16 protein-coding genes and 2 riboswitches are annotated in these 18,417 nt (G+C 52.7%); of the genes, 8 read left to right on the plus strand and 8 right to left on the minus strand.

The window, feature by feature from the left end; all coding sequences use genetic code 11:
* Positions 1 to 67: 67 nt before the first annotated feature.
* The 4 genes from NSQ73_RS30700 to NSQ73_RS30715 form a co-directional block, all read right to left on the minus strand.
* Positions 68 to 559, minus strand: a complete 492-nt coding sequence (locus NSQ73_RS30700) for a C40 family peptidase (protein WP_171717584.1) — start codon at positions 557 to 559, stop codon at positions 68 to 70.
* A gap of 5 nt (positions 560 to 564) precedes the next feature.
* Positions 565 to 708, minus strand: a riboswitch (cyclic di-AMP (ydaO/yuaA leader).
* Positions 709 to 1,095: 387 nt separating this feature from the next.
* Positions 1,096 to 1,524, minus strand: a complete 429-nt coding sequence (locus NSQ73_RS30705; RefSeq protein ID WP_340990711.1) for a C40 family peptidase — start codon at positions 1,522 to 1,524, stop codon at positions 1,096 to 1,098.
* Positions 1,525 to 1,581: 57 nt separating this feature from the next.
* Positions 1,582 to 1,720, minus strand: a riboswitch (cyclic di-AMP (ydaO/yuaA leader).
* Between the two features lie 217 nt (positions 1,721 to 1,937).
* On the minus strand, positions 1,938 to 2,735 hold the full coding sequence (locus tag NSQ73_RS30710) for a hypothetical protein (RefSeq protein WP_340989948.1): 798 nt from the start codon (positions 2,733 to 2,735) through the stop codon (positions 1,938 to 1,940).
* Positions 2,736 to 2,779: 44 nt separating this feature from the next.
* Positions 2,780 to 4,795: a M1 family metallopeptidase gene (locus tag NSQ73_RS30715; RefSeq protein WP_340989950.1), complete on the minus strand. Its 2,016-nt coding sequence runs from the start codon at positions 4,793 to 4,795 to the stop codon at positions 2,780 to 2,782.
* Positions 4,796 to 4,899: 104 nt separating this feature from the next.
* On the opposite strand from NSQ73_RS30715, the gene NSQ73_RS30720 reads away from it, so the two are divergent.
* A complete protein-coding gene (locus NSQ73_RS30720) occupies positions 4,900 to 5,406 on the plus strand; it encodes a YwhD family protein (RefSeq protein WP_042132720.1) in 507 nt (168 codons plus the stop codon).
* Between the two features lie 93 nt (positions 5,407 to 5,499).
* Here the strand turns inward: NSQ73_RS30720 and NSQ73_RS30725 are convergent, their stop codons facing one another.
* The 3 genes from NSQ73_RS30725 to NSQ73_RS30735 all read right to left on the minus strand — a co-directional run bounded on the left by NSQ73_RS30725 (position 5,500) and on the right by NSQ73_RS30735 (position 9,102).
* Positions 5,500 to 5,979, minus strand: a complete 480-nt coding sequence (locus tag NSQ73_RS30725; protein WP_039303876.1) for an AbrB/MazE/SpoVT family DNA-binding domain-containing protein — start codon at positions 5,977 to 5,979, stop codon at positions 5,500 to 5,502.
* A 270-nt stretch (positions 5,980 to 6,249) separates the two neighbouring features.
* Positions 6,250 to 6,930, minus strand: coding sequence for a DNA-3-methyladenine glycosylase (locus NSQ73_RS30730; RefSeq protein ID WP_340989952.1), 681 nt, complete (start codon positions 6,928 to 6,930; stop codon positions 6,250 to 6,252).
* A 99-nt stretch (positions 6,931 to 7,029) separates the two neighbouring features.
* Positions 7,030 to 9,102, minus strand: coding sequence for a transglycosylase domain-containing protein (locus NSQ73_RS30735; protein WP_076248768.1), 2,073 nt, complete (start codon positions 9,100 to 9,102; stop codon positions 7,030 to 7,032).
* A gap of 223 nt (positions 9,103 to 9,325) precedes the next feature.
* Between NSQ73_RS30735 and NSQ73_RS30740 the strand changes: the two genes are divergently transcribed.
* From NSQ73_RS30740 to argS, 5 genes are all read left to right on the plus strand, one after another.
* A complete protein-coding gene (locus NSQ73_RS30740; protein WP_340989953.1) occupies positions 9,326 to 10,195 on the plus strand; it encodes a carbon-nitrogen hydrolase family protein in 870 nt (289 codons plus the stop codon).
* 3 nt (positions 10,196 to 10,198) lie between these two features.
* A complete protein-coding gene (locus NSQ73_RS30745) occupies positions 10,199 to 10,867 on the plus strand; it encodes a GNAT family N-acetyltransferase (protein WP_171717577.1) in 669 nt (222 codons plus the stop codon).
* A gap of 59 nt (positions 10,868 to 10,926) precedes the next feature.
* Positions 10,927 to 11,595, plus strand: a complete 669-nt coding sequence (locus NSQ73_RS30750; RefSeq protein WP_340989955.1) for a GNAT family N-acetyltransferase — start codon at positions 10,927 to 10,929, stop codon at positions 11,593 to 11,595.
* A 116-nt stretch (positions 11,596 to 11,711) separates the two neighbouring features.
* Entirely contained in the window at positions 11,712 to 12,155 is a 444-nt protein-coding gene (locus tag NSQ73_RS30755) for a DUF1934 domain-containing protein (RefSeq protein WP_340989957.1), read from the plus strand.
* A complete protein-coding gene (gene argS, locus NSQ73_RS30760; protein ID WP_340989958.1) occupies positions 12,152 to 13,837 on the plus strand; it encodes an arginine--tRNA ligase in 1,686 nt (561 codons plus the stop codon). Before NSQ73_RS30755 ends, argS begins: the two co-directional genes overlap by 4 nt.
* Before the next feature lie 91 nt (positions 13,838 to 13,928).
* Here argS and NSQ73_RS30765 read toward each other — a convergent pair whose 3' ends face one another.
* On the minus strand, positions 13,929 to 15,128 hold the full coding sequence (locus tag NSQ73_RS30765; protein ID WP_340989960.1) for a S8 family peptidase: 1,200 nt from the start codon (positions 15,126 to 15,128) through the stop codon (positions 13,929 to 13,931).
* A gap of 420 nt (positions 15,129 to 15,548) precedes the next feature.
* On the opposite strand from NSQ73_RS30765, the gene rpoE reads away from it, so the two are divergent.
* Together rpoE and NSQ73_RS30775 are read left to right on the plus strand one after the other, a co-directional pair.
* Positions 15,549 to 16,112 carry a DNA-directed RNA polymerase subunit delta gene (gene rpoE / locus NSQ73_RS30770; protein ID WP_039309628.1) on the plus strand — a complete coding sequence of 188 codons (564 nt, stop codon included), beginning with the start codon at positions 15,549 to 15,551 and terminating at the stop codon, positions 16,110 to 16,112.
* Positions 16,113 to 16,520: 408 nt separating this feature from the next.
* Complete coding sequence (locus NSQ73_RS30775) at positions 16,521 to 18,128, plus strand: CTP synthase (RefSeq protein ID WP_039309630.1); 1,608 nt, start codon at positions 16,521 to 16,523, stop codon at positions 18,126 to 18,128.
* Positions 18,129 to 18,417: the final 289 nt, after the last annotated feature.

The following is an 18,417-nucleotide window of genomic DNA, read 5'->3' on the forward strand; positions in this document are numbered from 1 at the left end:
ACAAAAAAATAAGCCCTCCTCCAAGATTTCGGCAAAAATCCTGGAAAAGCGCTTATATTAGGACAAATTATTGCACATCGTCATTGTCTTCGGAATCCGCAGCCACAGTCTTGTAAGCATCTGTACTCATAATCCGTTTGGCGCCAACGTAGCGGTTGACGTAGTAGCTGTCACTCAGCGAACTGATGGTTACACCACGCGAGGAAGAAGCATGTGCGAACTCACCGTCACCAACATAAATACCGACATGGGAAATGCCTTTGCCGCTTGTATTGAAGAATACAAGATCGCCCGGTCTCATCTCATCGCGGGATACAGCAGTGCCCATCTGATATTGGGAACCGGATTGGTGAGGCAGGTTAATGCCGATCTTATCAAAAACATACATTGTAAATCCGGAGCAATCAAAACCGTTCGTGGATACACCGCCGGATACGTATTTGGTCCCGATGGCTTTGTCGATAACTTTATCCATTTTGGAATCCGCGAAAGCGCTTCCTGCTCCAATGGTGAAGATGATGGAAAAGCTTAGTACTGCGGCTGCTAGCTTCTTCTTCAAAAGTAAATACCCCTTCCAAATGCCTACGAGGTTAGCTTAAGGGTTCGGTTGAAGGTCCCCTATGACCCCTCTTAGAATAGGAGGTCAATTCACCCAAAGTTGGTTCCCCCGTTTCCCTAAATCTTTAGGGAACTCGGCACGACTGTTGATTAGGATTAGCTGTTATTCAATACATGACAAAACCTTTGTTAAAAGCGATTCAATAATTACAAAAATGTTACTAAAAGCTCACTGCGATAATTGTAGCAAAGACTAGGGCGCTTGGCAATCACTTATAACATATTAATGCATTTTTTTTGCGTTTTTTAGAGTTATAGCTGCATAGAAAGACTCATATTTACGCAGCAGGTGAGCTATTGATGAATTTTTCTTTGGATTTGGGATAAAAAGGTGTTTCAGGGCCTGCAGATGAGTGTAAAAGGTAGAATAAGGAAAAGGAAAAACCCGGAAATGATTACGGCAATAATCAAAACCGGGCTCGTATAAGTTACATTTAGTTGTTAGAGGTACGAATATTCGAGGAAATGTTCAAGGGTTCAATCGTAAGCGACAGCTTGGTAGGCTGTTGTGCTCATCACTCTTTTAGCGCCAACGTAGCGGTTGGCCCAGTATGCCTGACTCATCGAACTGATGGTTACACCACGCGAAGTGGAGGATTGTGCGAATTTGCCATTGCCGACATAAATACCGACATGGGAAACTCCGTTGCCCAGGGTATTGAAGAATACCAAATCACCGGAACGCAAATTACTCTTGGATACGGCTGTTCCAACGCTGAACTGTGCCTTAGAGGTGCGCGGCAAGGTAAGGCCGATACTCTTGAATACGTATTTGGTGAATCCGGAACAATCAAAGCCGCTGGTGCTGGTGCCCCCGGTTTTATATGACGTTCCAATGGTTTTTGAGATCACAGTATCCATTTTGGAATCTGCGAAAGCGCTGCCTGCTCCAAGTGTGAATACCATCACAAGACCCAGCGCTGCTGCGGTGCATTTCTTCTTAAAGTTCTGACTTCTCAAAAGATGTACTCCTTCCAAGGCCTGCGAGGTTAGCTTAAGGATTCGGTAGAAGGTTCCCCTATGATCCCTCTAAAGCGAGATCAATTCACCCAAAATATGGTTCCCCCACTCCCCGGTGCAGGGAATTCGGCGTTTTGTGCACCAGAATAGTGACATATCGACATAAGATTAAAGGCTTCGGTTACATAGCTGCTTAATTCCATTTGAAAGATTACAAATTTGTTACTAGTAGTACAGGCATCATTGTACCAGAGGATTTACAGTTTTGCAAATGCACTTATCGCAGCTGTAAACAAAAAAGAGTCATGCACCTCACCAGAGGGGCGATGACTCTTTTAGTATGCCGTTTTGGCGGCCGATTATTGTGGGAATGATTTACTGGACCAGAGATGATACTGCGCGGCTATGCCCCACATTTTGAACAGAGTGGATGGCAGCGGGGCTGCCTGGCGCAGGAGCAGGGCCGGGAGACCGGGACAGAAGAGCGCTGCAGCGCCGCAGAGGAACAGCGTCACCAGACTTCCTGCGCCTATAATGACGGATATCCCGATGGAGTGCAAAAGGACTTTCAGACAGATCAGCAGCGAAGTGAACATGCCCGTGCCTGCAGTATAACCGAACTGCATATACAGCAGCAGCTTGCGGATAAGGAAGAGGTAGATGAGCCAGCCCAGCACATAAGGCACGAGCGTCAGCAGCAGCGGATAATCGAGAATGCCGTTCAGAAGCAGACGGTACATCTTCGGCAGCAGCCAATAGAGCGGCAGAAGTGCCAGCGCCCATTCAACGAGACTGAACAGCAGGACAGGCAGCCCATAACGCTTCATCCCGGGAAAAAAGAACAGTCCGCGCTCCCCGGCACGTTCCTGGTGTAGCTCGTGCAGCAGGCCCGCCCGGATAAAGGGGGAGAGCAGCAGCCGCAACAGAGTCAGTGCCAGGAGCAGCCATAGCCATTGCCGGACGTCCGGGTCCGTGTGCAGTGCAGTCTGCCCCTCAATATAATACAGCAGCCTGCCTATGCTACTGCCGCCGGCATCCGCATCCGGATAACGCAGCAGTACCGGAACGACGGCGCTTTTAATGAATTTGTACATGAAGTAGCCCCAGAACAGCCGGTAGATAAATAGCAGAATCAGGATATAAAATTGCTCTTTCATGCTGTGCCAACCGCGGGTTATCGAAATTTTCACAATCCTTCACCTCACCAGACAAGAGTTCCGAGCAGGGTTTCAAGCAGTGTCGTCGCACTGAGCGTCCAGCGGGAAAGAGTATTGTGCTCAAGCTCCGCCATTCTGAAATTATTGAGATGCTTGCTCTCCAGCAGTATGGAATGTCCCGGATCAATCTCGGCGGAGACCAGAGGTGCCTTATACGATAATTCAAACGATGTTGTCTTCCCTTCGCCGTTCCAGTATTGCTGAACCGAGTACCCGTCCGAGAAAATAAATTTTACAGGGACATCCCCGTAATGGCTGCCCTTGTTGCTTACCTCAACTACAGCATCATATTGAATGCCTGCTCCGTTGCCGCCGTCCCGTTTAGCTGTGAGCCTGATGTCGTCTACTGCAAAATCAGGGGCTCCGCCGCTGTAGACGTACTGGTCAAAATAAGTCTGCCAGGATTGCTTGGTCACTTTCTCCACAATCTTCTGGAAGTCAGCGGTCGAGGGATGCTTGAAGCGGTATTTACGGGCATAGGCAGCTAGAATGGCATCCATGTTCTTGGCTCCTGCTAACCGTTCGATGTCACGGAGCACCAGCTTGCCCCGGATATAGACATTGCGCGTGTAGGCATCATCTCCGGTGTATTTCCAGGTCTCCAGATTGAGCGGCTGTGAGGAGGAGACCAGACTGGACTGCAGCGGGAGGCTTGAGGCAACGCCATATTCCTGCTCCATCAGCCGGTCTTCGGCATATGAGGTGAAGCTTTCGTCCAGCCACGCCTCCTCGAATTCATTGCTGGCGACCATGCCATAGAAATACTGGTGACCGATCTCATGGATCACGGTCCGTTCAAGCGAAGTGCCGGGCGATGCCTCGGCAGCACCGAAGGCAGTGATCAGCGTCGGATATTCCATCCCCCCGGCCCCATTGCCAGATTCAGGCGGGACTACAATGGATAAGGTGGAGTAAGGATACGGGCCATACCATTTGCTGAAGGCGGTCAGGGCAGCCTCTGCGGCCTGGAAGTAGCGCTCCTGAAGATCCTTATGCAGCGGGTCCAGATAGAGCTTGATCTTTACTCCGGGCACCTGCGGCGCGGAGAAGGCCTTCTCGGCAACCACAAAATCCGGCGATGCCGCCCAGGCGAAGTCATGAACATCATCTGCGTAGAACTGATAGATTTTTCGGTCCTGTACCAGCCGCGCGTTCTTCACCGGAAATCCGGTGGCGGCAACCTTGTAACCGGACGGGACGGAGATGGTTACATTGTAAATACCGAAGTCACTGTAGAACTCAGATGTGCCATGGTACTGATGCAGATTCCAGCCTTCCTCCTGTACTCCCCTTGTGCCAGCGGGCTCGTAGACGCTGAGCTTGGGAAACCACTGGCCGGCCATGACGAAGTTGCCGGCGGTTCCCATACGGGCGAATATTTTCGGCAGCTTGACCTCAAACTGGAGTTTGAGTGTTACGCTCTCACCACCGTTTACCGGCTGGGGCAGGTGGACCTTAAGCAGGGTCTTGTCATTCACATTGCCGTCGTCAGGCTGCACATACTGGGTGCGCTGCATTAGCGAAATCCCCTCGGAGGTCCGCAGATCCGTCAGCGTCAGGCTGCCGTATCCGCCCGCAGGCATGGAGTCGCCGCGAAGCGTTCCTCCGGATTCCTTCATAAAGGTTGTATCGCCGGAAGCGAATGCATTGGGGTAAAGGTGAAAATAGAGCTCTTGGACCGGTTTTTTGCCCGGATGGATCCAGGTCACCGTTTCGGAAGCTGCTAAGGTTCCCGTATCGGCCAGCAGCTGAACATCCATGTGATATTCCACCACACGCTGGCTTAAAACCTCCGACACCGGAGGCGGAGTGATCTCCGGAAGAGTGGACTGCACAATTTGCTGCTGCGGCAGGACGGCGGGGGACTTGGCCTCTTTTGGGGCAGAGGCAGTCCATACGGCAGGGCTGTGCCCTGAAAGAAACCATATTCCGCCTCCAAGCAAGGTGAGAACAGCCAGAGCTGCGAAGATGAGGGTATACCTTAATGAATGTGGCTTCATACTGTGATTCCTCCCGTGACAAGCATCTACGGGATGTATATGTTTGCAATCGGCGCATTATTAGCTAAAATTAAATAATTAGTGAATGGAAAGGATGTGCACTTGTGGATAACGTACAACCAGAGGGCAAAAAGCAGATTGCCTTGAATATTGTGAATGCCAAGAGTAAGCATAAAGGCTTCGGGGCAGGCTCCATTGATCTGGGTAATGTATCGCCTGTTATTATTGATCAAGGTATCGCCGTTATCGATATCGGTGCCATGCATGCCAAGAGCAAAGTGGAGAAGGGGATTAAGTTCTCCGTGAACCGTGAGGATGTACCGGAAGGAAGACAGGTCTGGGTGGTCTGGGTTGCTGTGGACCGTACACCGGAGGGCCAGTTCTACGGCGGAATTACCGCCTGTGAGATGTGGATTGATTCCGAAGCCCGCCGGGGCTGGAAGATTCTTGCCGATCATGTCAATAAGCTGGATGCAGCCCTGAAACGGAAGATTATTGTGGAGGGACTTGGGTCTACGGAGCGGAATGCGCTGAAATCACTGCTGATCGCCCATAATGAAGAGTGGTGGGCCGCTTCGCCTGACGAGCTGAAAGCGGCATTGTCGGAGTAGTAAGCTGAACGAACATGCATATCAAAAAACAAGGCTTGGCTCTCTGTTAGCAGAGGGCCAAGCCTTATGTATAAGATGATGGGATATGCGCTGCTACGGAGTCACTCTGCCGGCAGTATTTAGCTTGCGCTTCAACTGGCTTACTCTGGCCTGGCTGATTCCGAGCACCTCGGCAAGCTCCTTCTGGTTGGCATAGGGGTGGTCCTCCATCGCTTTCTCCAGCCGCTGGCTCATTTCCTCCGTCTTCGTTCTCCGTCCACTGCGGACAGGTTCGGCGTTCTCCTCTGCAGGGCCTGGAGAGATTGTGATCTCTTCAGATCCGCGCCCGGGGTCGCTCAGCTCTTTGAGGCAGGTATTGCAAATGAATTGATCTTTATAATAGGTTACATGATCAAGACTTCTGCAAAATGTGCATTCTGTGGAGGTGTACTTTCTGAGGACGATAATTTCCTCATTCAGAATAAAAAACTCGATGGGATCCCCAATGTCAATATTTCGTGTCATGCGGATTTCTACGGGAACCACAATTCTACCAAGACTGTCTAAACTCCGGATCATGCCTGTATCTTTCATCCCATGTCCCTCATTTACATCTTTATATTTTTTGTGGATATCTCTGATTATAGCAGTAATTGTAAGTTTAGAGAACGGGGAAAGCGCATACAAATTATGTTGTTTCTTGTCGCTTATACGGGAAATAGCCCGTTTTACGGCGTAGGAGAGGATATGGGGCCAAAAAAATATAAAACCTCTCCCTTCGGGTAATCCCAAGGGAGAGGTTTATTAGGGTTCTCTATTTTTTACCCAAATTAGCCCAGCCGAAACAGCGGAATGAAACTATCTTCAGGTGAGGATAACCGGCTGCGCATCCGTGCTGCTGACCGAGACATAGGGATTGCCCCGGAGATAGAAACGCCAAGGCTTCAGCGCGTATTCTTCTGCATAGGGAATATTGATGCGCGGAGCCTGGACTATATCCAGAGATTCCGGGGCTTCACCTTGTTCCAGCCATATTGGCCCCCCGCGGAGATCAAGCCTGGCCATATTGAGGCTTTTGTCTATCCTCAGTGCCCGGCACAGCTTGCCCGGGCCGCCGGACAGATCCGAAGGCTTCCGGACAGCAATTCCCCGGTATGCAGCCATAAGCTCAGCGTCCCTGGCGGTAAGCGGCTCCACTGCACGGATAAGGACCGCATGCGGTTCGTCTTCAGCAGCGGTAACCACATTGAAGCAATAGTGCATCCCGTAGATCAGGTATACATACGCAGCGCCTCCGGCGCTGAACATTACTTCTGTACGGGTTGTCCGCCGCCCTCCGTAGGCATGACTCCCTTTGTCTTCTGCGCCGCCGTACCCTTCAGTCTCCACAATACGGCAGCGGATATCACCGTCTTCGGTGCGCCGGACGAGATGCTGGCCCAGGAGGCGCGGAGCTGCGTCTACTGCCGCAAGCGCATAGAGTGCAGGCGGCAGCAGCCGCTGCGGGGCGGAAAGGTCCGGTCCGCCTGAAGAATTCAGCTTCATGAATGGTTGACACCTTCCTGCGGCGGACTAACGCTTAAGAGAGCGCCTTGCCGGGCTCATCCCATCGTAACGCAAGTCTCCGGCGGCAGCAATGCCGGATCAGTTCATCCACCAGCGTTTGATGTCATTCCATAGCGAATGGTCCTCCTTGACAGGCTCGGCAATCTCAGGGTTGCTCCCATCCGGGGGAGCATCGGTGCCGGAGGCGGCATGCTGGTCGCAGTACTCAGTAGGCTCAGTGCCGCTGATGAAGGTCGTAAGCTCCTTCTCCGGACAGGCTGCTGTAGCCAGCTTGCCGGACTGCGGATTGATATATACGCTGACCACGCCATCGGGAATCGGGAAAATCTTCGGCGGTACATTCTCCAGCGCTTTTTCCGTAAACTGCGCAAAGATAGGCGCTGCACGTCTTCCATCAGCGGTGGCAATATCCCGGCCCTTATCGTAACCTACCCAGACCGCAGTGGAGAGCTCAGGAGTGAAGCCCACCATCCAGCCGTCTGTGTCGGTAGTGCCTGTTTTGCCGGCGACCGGGCGTTTGATCATCGAGGCTACGCGGTTACCCGTTCCTCCGCTCTCAAATACGCCTTCCATCAGCCGGGTCAGCACATAAGCGGCGGCCGGTTCTACCACAGACTGCCCTTGAGGCTGCGGAGCTTCATATAGAAGGTGTCCGCCCGCATCTGTAATTTTCAGAATTGCGGTAACAGGCTGCTTAACTCCGCCATTGCCGATAACTGCGAAGGCGGAAGCCATCTCCAGCGGACTGACAGGGGAAGTGCCGAGCGCCAGAGACGGGACACTTTGCAGCGGACTGTTGATTCCCATAGCAGCAGCCATAGCGGCCACCTTGTCCGCGCCAATCTTCATAATTGTATTTACGGCATAAATATTGTCGGAAGCGGCAATCGCCTGCTTCATGTTGATCTCACCGAGATACTTATCGCCGAAGTTGCGGGGCTGATAGGTTTTGCGGTTGTTGTCATAGTGGAACAGTGTCGGCTGGCTGTTGAAGACAGACAACCCGGTCATCTCCTTAGAAGACAGTGCGGATAAATACATAATCGGTTTAAAAGAAGAACCGGGCTGGCGTGTGGTGGCCAGGGCATGATTATACGCGCTCGAACGGTAATTGGTCCCTCCGACCATGGCCTTCACATAGCCGGTACGGGGGTCAATGGACACCAGGGCGGTTTCCAGCTCGCTGCTGTGGTCCATTCCCTGATCCACGGCCTCTTCCGCAGCCCGCTGCATATCCGGATCAAGTGTCGTGTAGACATTCAGCCCGCCCTGATCCAGTTCGTCACTGCTGATATGCAGACTGTCTATAACGAGGCTGCGCACATAATCGCGGAAATAAGGAGCTGCTACAGTGGTATCCTTCTGCCCCTGCGGTTTGAAGGTCAGCTTCTCCCTGGCGGCGGCCTCCGCCTGCGATTCTGTGATATCCCCTACATCGACCATGGCTGCCAGAATGATACCCTGCCGCTTAACAGCACTATCCAGGTGCGTGTAGGGCGAGTAATAGGTGGGGCCTTTGGGAACTCCGGCCAGCAGGGCACTCTCCGCCAGATCCAGGTCAGCGGCTGGTTTGCCGAAGTACATTTGGGCAGCGGCTTCAATACCATAGGCACCGTGACCATAATAGATTTCATTTAGATACATGTTCAGAATCTCGTCTTTGCTGTATTTCATCTCCAGCTGGAGGGTGTAGAGAGCCTCCTTGCTCTTGCGGGTCCAAGTTTTCTCATGGGTCAGGTACAAATTACGCGCAAGCTGCTGGGTTAGTGTACTGGCCCCTTGCGTACGCCCTCCTGCCTGCAGGTTGGCGAGTACCGCTCTGCCCATTCCTTTGAGGTCAAAGCCGGCATGACTATAGAACTTACGGTCCTCTACAGCCAGAGTGGCCTTGATGAGCAGCGGAGAGATTTGTTTAAGTTCTACAGGATCACGGCTGCGTCCGTCAGTAGTGAAGGTAGTCAGTACATTGCCCCTGGAGTCAAGCAGTCTGGAGCGGATATCATCCCCTAGAGGAGGTAGCGGTTTCTGATATAGGAACCCAAGCAGGACTCCGGCGCCCGCCAGGAACAGCAGGACAGAGAAGAGCATCAGCCGGAAGAGCCGGCGGAGGCGGCGTTTCGGGACTTTGGGTGCAGTAGAATCGCGCGGCATAACATCAGGCTCCTTCTATTTCATGCAGAAACGGCCGGGTTACCACTTAATTAAGTGGGCGAAGGCGTCTCTGCTGGTATTCTCCATTATGGGGAAGGAATAGAGGAGATATTCATGCGGCGGCACGCAGCATCTCCATCCTGTGTGATTTTGTGATCTGTTATGGTAAAATTTTAGTTACTTTATGAATGCACGCCATATCACGTATAGGAGGATTGCCGCCATGGCTATTCGCGTATCCGCTGTACAATATCATTTGCATACCATTTCCTCCTTCGCGGAGTTTGCCGCCCGGTGCGAGCACTATATAAGGACTGCCGGGGAGTACGGAGCTGAATTCATCCTGTTCCCCGAATTTCTGACGACACAGCTGATGTCCATAGGCAATGAACAGGGAGAAGCGCTCGGTATAGAGGATCTGCCGCAGTTCACAGAACGTTACCGGGAGATGTTCTCCGGCTATGCCAGGAAATATGCTGTACATATTATCGGGGGCACCCATGTGCTGCGCCGGAACGATAAGCTCTATAATGTAGCTCACCTGTTTTACCCGGACGGAAGAATTGCCGAGCAGGCCAAGCTTCATATCACACCGGCTGAAGTTGAGGGCTGGAATATGGGCGCGGGTGAAGGACTGGAGGTATTCCAGACAGACAAAGGGACCATTGCCATGCTAACCTGCTATGATATCGAATTTCCGGAGATTGTACGCATGGCCCGGGCCAAGGGTGCGGATGTGATCTTCTGCCCTTCCTGTACAGATGACCGCCATGGCTTCCACCGGGTGAGGTATACCAGCCATGCCCGTGCCATTGAGAATCAGGTATACGTTGTACTGACAGGCACTGTGGGCTCGCTGCCTACCGTGGATCTGATGCGCGCCAACTTTGGGCAGGCCGCAGTCATTACGCCTAATGATATTCCCTTCCCTCCGCAGGGCCTGCTGGCCGAGGGGGAAATAGGCGGCGATATGATCATCACTGCCGATCTGGATCTGGAGCTGCTGTACCGCGTCCGTGAACACGGATCTGTAACTACGTGGCGCGACCGCAGGACGGATCTGTACACGGACTGGACCGAAGGAGGAAGATAGGGAATGTATTACAAGAGCTTCTACGCTTTTGAAGGTAAAACCCCGGTGCCGGCGGTGATCCGCAGCTATACGGAGGCCGATTTCGCGGAACTGGTCACGATTCAGTCCGAAGCCTTTCCGCCGCCCTATCCTGCAGAGCTGTGGTGGAACCGGGAACAGCTGCTGAATCATGTAACGCTTTTCCCGGAAGGGGCACTGTGTGCAGAGGTGGACGGAGAACTGGCCGGCTCGGTAACGGGACTTAGAATCCATTATGATCCAGAGACACCGGCCCTTCATCACACCTGGTCGGAAGTTACGGATGACGGATATCTCACTACACATCAGCCGGACGGGAACACGCTGTATATTGCCGATCTGTGTGTCCGCCCCAAATACCGCAAGCTTGGACTGGGCAAGGAGCTGGTACAGGCGTTGTATCATGCTGTAGTGGAGCAGAAGCTGGAACGGCTGCTGGGAGCCGGGCGGATGCCGGGCTATCATCTAATGGCCGCCCGGATGCCGGCGGAAGCGTATCTGGCCGGAGTAGTGGCCGGTACCTGGTCTGATCCGGTCATTACTTTCCTGCTGCGCTGCGGGCGTGTACCGGTCGGCGTTGTAGCGGATTATCTGGAAGATGAGGAATCGGGAAATTACGCAGCGCTTATGGAATGGCGGAATCCTTTTCTATAAGTTTCTCTAAAAATTTCTCTAATAGTAACTACAACCGGTATTGGAGGAGAGCCCTTACTATGGAATATAGAAGAATTACAAATGTAGCCGATCCTTTGTTCAGACAAGTACATCAGCTGTTGTCCGAAGTATTTCCTCCCGAGGAAGTGCTGGAATACAGCTTATGGAAGGAACCCTTGGAGGATCCCGGCATTCGTGTGTTCGCCGCTGTGCATGAAGGTACAGTTGTCGGCACCACGGAATACCGTTACTATGCGGACTGGAATGTGGCGATGACCGATTTCACTATTATTGGCCGGGAGGGGCTGGGCGTAGGCCGCTTTCTGGCACAGCACCGGCTGAAGGATCTGCAGAAGCTGGCGGCTGACAATGGCCGGGAGCTGTTCGGAATGTTCGCCGAGATTTATGATCCTTACCGGGTAGAGCATGACTTCGGGGGGATTAAGCCGATGGATCCGTTTGTGCGCCGCGAAGTGCTGTCACATCTGGGGTATAAGCGGATCGATTTTCCGTATGTCCATCCTTCCTGGCAGGGTGACGGGGAGGCGGTATCCGGTCTGGATCTATGTTTTATGCCCGGAAATGAAGAGCTGGAGGAGATCGGGGCGCCGCTCGTTGCTGATTTTCTGACCCGTTATTACGCAGTGCTGGAAGATAAGCCGGAGGCGTGGACCTCCATGGTGGAGCAGCTTAGAAGCAGAGAGCACTTGGCGCTGCTGCCGCTGTAATTATTTTTGCCGGAGAAATAGCCATTGAACTACTCTTCCGGATCAGGATATAGTGTACAATGGGAAAGCGAATATGACCTTAATGAATATTAGTATGAATAAGTGAGGAACGTGCAATGACTGAAGGACAGCAAGGCAAATATGCCGTTAGCGTAACGCTGGAAAGCGTGCAGGGCGGTGAGCGGAATGTGGTGCAAAGCGCAGGGGAAGCCATTATGAAAGGGCAATTCCTGTATATCCGCTATGAAGAAACGCAGCCAGGCCCGCAGGGCGGTGAGGTTTCTGTGCGCAACACCCTGAAGATTTCGGATAGTGGAATCAAGCTAATCCGCCATGGCGGTGTCCAGTCGGAGCAATCCTTTGAGCCGGGCCAGCGTCTGCCGGGGTTCTACCGCTCGCCTTATACACAGTTTAATCTCATCACCGATACCCGGAAGCTCGACATCATACGCGCCGGAAGGAAGCTTGCGGTTACATGGGAGTACGACTTGTACGTTTATGATGAGTTATCAGGACAGTTCGCTATAAGTTTGAATATACAGGAGGAACCACAATCATGACACAAAGTTTAAATCCGCTTCAGCTAGCCAATGAACGGGTGAAAGAGGCTATTGCCGAGGCTATCGTAGCTGCCGGCCTGGTGTCCCGGGAAGAGCTTCCGGCTATCGTGCTGGAAGTACCCAAAGACAAGGCGCATGGAGATATGGCTACGAATGCCGCTATGCAGCTTACCAAAATTGCCAAACGCAATCCGCGGCAAATCGCTGAGGCTATTATCGAGCACCTGGATACCGGCAGCGCTTCTATTGAGAAGGCGGAAATTGCCGGTCCGGGGTTTATCAACTTCACGTTATCCAAAAGCTATCTGTATCCTGTTATTGCCCTTGTTGCCGAGCAGGGTGACGATTATGGCCGCGTAGAGATCGGTAAAGGGCAGAAGGTGGAAGTGGAATTCGTCAGCGCGAATCCTACAGGCAGCCTGCACTTGGGCCATGCCCGCGGAGCAGCTGTCGGGGATGCGCTCTGCAACGTGCTGGATTACGCCGGTTACAAGGTAACGCGCGAGTACTATATTAACGACGCCGGTAACCAGGTCGCCAATCTGTGCAAATCGATCGAGACCCGTTACCTGCAGGAGCTGGGCCAGCCGGCTGAGATGCCGGAGGACGGCTATCACGGGGAAGATATCAAAGGCTTCGCCAAAGAGCTGGTTGCTGAGAAGGGTGACTCCCTGCTTGCAATGACCCCGGGCGACCGTGCTGCGTTCTTCCGCACCTACGGTCTTGCCAAGGAACTGGACAAAATCAAACGCGACCTCAGCCGTTTCCGGGTCAACTTCGATATCTGGTTCAGCGAAACCTCCCTGTACGAGAACGGCGAAGTGCTGCGTTCGCTTGACGAGCTCCGGGAACGCGGTGAAGTATATGAAGAAGAAGGCGCCACCTGGCTGCAGACCACCAAATACGGCGACGACAAAGACCGCGTGCTGATCAAGAATGACGGTACATACACGTACCTCACACCGGATATTGCCTACCATAGCGACAAATACGGCCGCGGCTACGACAAAATGATCAACATCTGGGGAGCTGACCACCACGGCTACATTCCGCGGATGAAGGCTGCCATGTCGGCGCTGGGCAATGATCCCGAGAAGCTGGTCGTGCTGATTGCCCAAATGGTCAGCCTGTTCCAGAATGGCGAGAAGGTCAAAATGTCCAAGCGTACCGGCAAGGCCGTTACGATGGAAGACCTGATGGAAGAAGTTGGCCTTGACGCCATCCGTTACTTCTTTACGATGCGCAGTATGGATTCTCATCTGGACTTTGACATGGATCTAGCGATTTCGACATCTAATGAGAACCCCGTATTTTATGTCCAGTACGCTCATGCGCGCATTTGCAGCATTTTCCGCCAGGCGGAAGAGCAGGGCATTAAGCTGCCGGATACCGGCGACATTGATTACAGCAAGCTGACCGCTGTTCATGAATACGACCTGCTCCGCAAAATCGGTGAGCTGCCGGCGGAAATTACGATTGCTGCCGAAGGTTATGCACCGCACCGCCTGGTCCGTTACGTGTATGATCTGGCTTCGCTATTCCACAGCTACTACAAGGCAGAGCGCGTAATCACCGAGGACGCCGCTCAGACTGTAGCCCGTCTTGCCCTGCTGGGCGCGGCGCGGACGACGATTGCCAACGTCCTGCGTCTGGTTGGCGTTACCGCACCGGACCGGATGTAACCATAGCATGATGCAAAGCGCCGCCCCCTGTTACCGGGGGCGGCGCTTTTTAGCATGGGCTTGCTGGCTGAGGCGGCATCACCGCCGCATGCTAAGCCTTCGCCGCTGCTGCGGCTTTGGCGGTGCTGCTGCTGCCGCTGCTGCGCCGTGCCCGGGCGCCTGCGCGCAGCAGGCGCAGCGCATCGGCCGCGCCGCCGCCCAGGGAGGCGCGGCGCTGGCCCTTGCGCAGCCGCACCGGCGAGGATGTGCGGCGCAGGAGCAGCTTCAGCTCGCGGGGCGACAGCCCCGGCCGCAGCGCGAGCAGAAGGGCCGCGGCACCGGTGACATGCGATGTCGCCATAGAGGTGCCGCTCATTTCTTTATACCCCTCCCGCAGCCAGCAGGAGGGGATGCCCTCGCCTGGACCGTATACGTCGATATACGGTCCGCGGTTGCTGAAGGCGGCGACGCGCTGCCTTCTGTCAAGGGCCCCTACGGCAATAGTCTCCGGATAGCGCGCGGGGTAATCCCCGCCGCGCTTGCCGTCGTTGCCGCTGGAGGCGATGATGGCAATCCCGGCCCGGTAGGCCTTGATCACCACATCATGCAGGGCTTTGCTTCTGTTTTTCATCCCGAAGCTCATGTTAATGATATCGATCTTGTTCTGCACGCACCAATCGATGCCCAGGACAATATCAGACACATAGGCAGAGCCGCTGTGGTCAAAAGCCTTGACCGGATAGATCAGCGCCCTGGGGGCTACGCCCATCATGCCGCGCGTCCCTCCGGCTGCAGCCAGGGTGCCGGCAATATGTGTGCCGTGGCCATTGTCATCGAGCGGCATCATACCGCGGTTCAGCAGATTGACCCCGGAAGCGAGGGAATGCTTCAGATCGGGATGGCGGAAGTCCACGCCCGTATCGATGACGCCGATCTTCACATGAACTCCCGTAGATTTGGACCAGGCCTGCGGGGCATGAATCGACTTGACCCCCCAGGGCATCATGGCAGAACCGCTTTTATCCGGTGCTACGGAGTGAACCTGAATCCGGTGATCTTCTTCTATACATAGGGAATCAGCATAACGGTCCATCAGCTTTCCTGCTCCGGCGGCGGGCACGAAGAAGGCCCGGATCAGCGTAGATACCTGAACCTGCCGCAGCCCCGGCGTTTTGGTCTTAAGTGATTTCCACTGGGATAGCGCTCCGGCATACATGCGGGGATCGTTGAAGGTCACAATACGCCGCTGGGCATTTGTGGGGGCAGCCTTAATCTCTTCAAGCAGCATCTGCCAAAAACCGTAATAATCCATAAGTTACGCCGTCCCCTCCTCGGTGCCGTGCTGCCATATAGTATGAAAAGAGGCAGACGTCCGAATGGGAACTTGCCCTTTTTTAGCGAAATGGGCTGCCCATCGTGTCAAAAGGCGGAGGATTACATAAAATGAACAGAAGGGAACCGCAAGGCCCCTTTGCAACATCCCGTAAGGAGCCGATCCTTGGCGTGGATACAGTCATGTGCGGAGGGTTTCCCTCCGCCTTTTTGAATTTAGGGGAATCATTTGGGTTACATAGAGGTTACGGATAATCAGCCCTCCTGCGTTTTCCCGCAGAAGCGGGTGTATTAGACTTGCAATTTGCACGCAAATAGGTTTTACTTAGGTTTGTTAATGGATATCATGAATTAAGCATGATTTGTAATGTGAACAATGCGTGAGAGGAAGTGTCCTTTAGTGAGTACGCCACTCAATTTAAAGCTGGACCCTGAGAAAGTTAAAGAAATACCGATGGTCGACCTGGCTTTCCTGGTGCTTAAGGCAGCTAATACGCCTTACTACTACCGTGATCTGATGGTCGAGGTAGCCAAGCTGCGCGGGATGACCGATCAAGAGAGCCAAGATACTATTGCACAGTTATATACCGAGATTAACATTGACGGGCGTTTTGCCTGTGTCGGAACCAACCTTTGGGGCCTGAAACGCTGGTACCCGCTGGAACGCTCCGATGATCCTGTCGGCAACACCAAACGCGTACGTATCATCAACGATGAGGACGACGATTTGGAAGATGACGACTTTGCCGAAGAAGAAGAGAATTACGCTGCGGAGGAAGAGGATTTCGATGCGATTGATGAAGATCGCGACGACCTCTATTCTGACGACGACAGCGAAGAGGAAGTTGACGAAGATGTTGTCATTGATGAAGATGACATTGACGAAGACGAAGCGGATGAGGAAGATTCCGAAGACGGCGAAGAAGACGAAGCCGATGATGAGGAAGAGGACGAGAAATTTTAGAATAGTCTTTCCGGCGGTGTAATTCGTCCCTTGACAGGGGCAGGACCGTCAGAGTAAACTATTGCATGGGCTTATAATGAAAGTTAATATGTTTTCTAAAATAAAAAGTGCCCCGGGTCTACGGGTGTCACTTTTTTGTTTTTTTAAAAGATAAGAATTAATATGCTTCGCGCAATCAATGTTCCTTATCTTTCTCGCTGAAACGGTGCCGTCCTTTAAAGGACGGCAAAGCCGTTTCTACTTGAATGCCAAAAAACTGCGGTTTTCCGTAATTCTGGGGACTCTGGTCTTAAGTTTTGGCGGTTATGAAGCAACTTTTGGGTTCCCCGGTTTGATGATGGAAAAAAGGGTTACGATAAACAACAAGCGTCCCCTGAATTTCTGGACTTTATTTAGGAGGGTTTTACAGTGACAAAGTATATTTTTGTAACGGGTGGCGTTGTGTCGTCCCTTGGCAAAGGCATCACCGCCGCTTCGCTGGGCAGGCTGCTCAAGAACAGAGGTCTGAAAGTAACGATCCAGAAATTCGATCCTTACATCAACGTAGACCCTGGAACTATGAGTCCTTATCAGCACGGGGAAGTGTTTGTAACCGATGATGGTGCGGAGACTGACCTGGACCTTGGGCATTATGAACGGTTTATTGATATCAATTTGTCGAAGAACAGCAACGTAACCACAGGTAAAATTTATTCCTCCGTTATCAGCAAAGAGCGCCGCGGGGAATATTTGGGCGGCACCGTTCAGGTTATCCCGCATATTACGAATGAAATCAAGGAACGGGTATTCCGCGCTGGCCGTGAGACCGGTTCGGATGTGGTCATTACGGAGATTGGCGGTACTGTAGGGGACATCGAGAGCTTGCCGTTCATGGAAGCGATCCGTCAGATCAAGAGTGACATCGGCCGTGAGAATGTCATGTACATTCATGTTACGCTGATTCCTTACATCAAGGCTGCAGGCGAAGTGAAGACGAAGCCGACACAGCACAGTGTAAAAGAGCTGCGCAGCATCGGAATTCAGCCGAATGTGATCGTGTGCCGTACGGAGTATCCTTTGACCGATGATATGAAGGCCAAGCTTGCTTTGTTCTGCGATATTGATAAGAATGCCGTTGTGGAATGCCGCGACGCTTCAACCCTGTATGAAGTTCCGCTTAACCTGCGCGACGAAGGCTTGGACGAGATTGTAGTCAACCACCTGAAGCTGACTACTCCTGCGCCGGATATGCGTGAATGGGAGAGCATGCTGGAACGGATTCAGAAGCTGGAACGTACCGTTGAGATCGCTATTGTCGGTAAATATGTAGCGCTTCATGATGCTTATTTAAGCGTTGTAGAGTCACTGTCGCATGCCGGATTTGCCTCCAATGCCGAAGTGAAACTCCGGTGGGTGGATGCAGAGCTGGTTACGGATGAGAATGTGGACGAGCTGCTGGGCGGCATCGGCGGCATTCTGGTTCCGGGCGGCTTCGGCGACCGCGGGATCGAAGGCAAGATTTCGGCTATCCGCTATGCGCGTGAGCAGTCCATTCCGTTCTTCGGGATCTGCCTGGGTATGCAGGTGTCTGTGATTGAGTACGGCCGTTCCGTGCTCGGAATGACCGGTGCGAACAGCTCCGAGATCGATCCGGCTACCGCGTATCCGCTGATTGACCTCTTGCCTGAACAGAAGGATATTGAGGATATGGGCGGCACTATGCGCCTCGGACTGTATCCTTGCAAGCTTTCCCCTGGTTCATTGGCGATGTCCTGCTATGATGATGAACTGGTCTATGAACGCCACCGTCACCGGTATGAGTTCAATAACGCTTACCGCGATGAGATGGAGAAGGCAGGTCTGGTCTTCTCCGGAACCTCCCCTGACGGCCGTCTGGTTGAGATTGTTGAGCTGCCGGGGCACCCTTGGTTCCTGTCCGTGCAATTCCATCCGGAATTCACTTCACGTCCGAACCGTCCGCAGCCGCTGTTCCGTGAATTTGTCAAAGCATCGCTTACCCATTCCGAACAGCTGTAATAAATATCTTCAGGGCCTGCCGGTCCTGCGGGAGCCTCCTTACGGGGGCTTTCTTTTTTGGAGATGAAGGAAATATACATTTTACACTAAACTTTATTCTTCTATTTTCTCTTGTTATAGGTCTCATTTATGATATCTCCCGAATTACAAGGGGACTGTACTACCGCTTTTTAACTGGAAATACACCTTTATATGGCATAGATTTACGCATTTTAACCAATTAGCAGGATTTTGGCTACAAAGCACGAATAATAGGTTTCGTATAGACTAAGTTGAAGCGGGGCCGTTA

Origin of the sequence: Paenibacillus sp. FSL R10-2736, assembly GCF_038000245.1 — a bacterium.
Taxonomy (GTDB): Bacteria; Bacillota; Bacilli; order Paenibacillales; family Paenibacillaceae; genus Paenibacillus_AQ; species Paenibacillus_AQ phytohabitans.

Bases quoted from the DNA above. Each gene is read 5' to 3' on its own strand.
- NSQ73_RS30705 (WP_340990711.1), bottom strand. From the start codon at position 1,524: ATGGTATTCACACTTGGAGCAGGCAGCGCTTTCGCAGATTCCAAAATG.
- NSQ73_RS30710 (WP_340989948.1), bottom strand. From the start codon at position 2,735: ATGAAAGAGCAATTTTATATCCTGATTCTGCTATTTATCTACCGGCTG.
- NSQ73_RS30715 (WP_340989950.1), bottom strand. From the start codon at position 4,795: ATGAAGCCACATTCATTAAGGTATACCCTCATCTTCGCAGCTCTGGCT.
- NSQ73_RS30725 (WP_039303876.1), bottom strand. From the start codon at position 5,979: ATGAAAGATACAGGCATGATCCGGAGTTTAGACAGTCTTGGTAGAATT.
- NSQ73_RS30730 (WP_340989952.1), bottom strand. From the start codon at position 6,930: ATGAAGCTGAATTCTTCAGGCGGACCGGACCTTTCCGCCCCGCAGCGG.
- NSQ73_RS30735 (WP_076248768.1), bottom strand. From the start codon at position 9,102: ATGCCGCGCGATTCTACTGCACCCAAAGTCCCGAAACGCCGCCTCCGC.
- NSQ73_RS30740 (WP_340989953.1), top strand. From the start codon at position 9,326: ATGGCTATTCGCGTATCCGCTGTACAATATCATTTGCATACCATTTCC.
- NSQ73_RS30745 (WP_171717577.1), top strand. From the start codon at position 10,199: ATGTATTACAAGAGCTTCTACGCTTTTGAAGGTAAAACCCCGGTGCCG.
- NSQ73_RS30750 (WP_340989955.1), top strand. From the start codon at position 10,927: ATGGAATATAGAAGAATTACAAATGTAGCCGATCCTTTGTTCAGACAA.
- NSQ73_RS30755 (WP_340989957.1), top strand. From the start codon at position 11,712: ATGACTGAAGGACAGCAAGGCAAATATGCCGTTAGCGTAACGCTGGAA.
- argS (WP_340989958.1), top strand. From the start codon at position 12,152: ATGACACAAAGTTTAAATCCGCTTCAGCTAGCCAATGAACGGGTGAAA.
- NSQ73_RS30765 (WP_340989960.1), bottom strand. From the start codon at position 15,128: ATGGATTATTACGGTTTTTGGCAGATGCTGCTTGAAGAGATTAAGGCT.